Below are 402 nucleotides of genomic sequence, written 5' to 3' on the forward strand. Positions count from 1 at the left end.
TCGCGGTGTCGTGGTTCAAGTGGAATGTCGGCTAACAGCGCAGATAAAACAGATTGAAGGTCGGCATCAAGTGTTGCGCGATACCGTCCCTTCTTCTCACGCTTATAGTCGCGCTTGAATTGGCTGGGGTATTCAGTCGTCCGCATTGAGATCACTAAACAGAGTTTTGAGGTCAGCCGCCTTAGTTACATTTCCTGCACGAGCCTCACGCATGGCCGCAATAGTCGTTTCGTTTGGTACTAATGGTTCGAATGGTAGCGCCTTTTCCCGTGCTACTCGCGTTAGCATCAGGCGGACGGCATCAGATACCGTAAGCCCCATCGCGTTGAGAACGGCAGCCGCTTCTTCTTTGATTGCCCCGTCGATACGAGTTTGGACCAGATGATTAGCCATTTTTGTTAC

General features: G+C 51.2%; 1 protein-coding gene. It reads right to left on the reverse strand.

What is annotated here, in order from left to right; translation table 11 throughout:
* Positions 1–132: 132 nt before the first annotated feature.
* Positions 133–393, reverse strand: a complete 261-nt coding sequence (locus AACQ81_RS06175; protein WP_237388425.1) for a type II toxin-antitoxin system RelB/DinJ family antitoxin — start codon at positions 391–393, stop codon at positions 133–135.
* Positions 394–402: the final 9 nt, after the last annotated feature.

The sequence above is a fragment of the Xenorhabdus sp. Sc-CR9 genome (genome assembly GCF_963897815.1).
Classification (GTDB): Bacteria; Pseudomonadota; Gammaproteobacteria; order Enterobacterales; family Enterobacteriaceae; genus Xenorhabdus.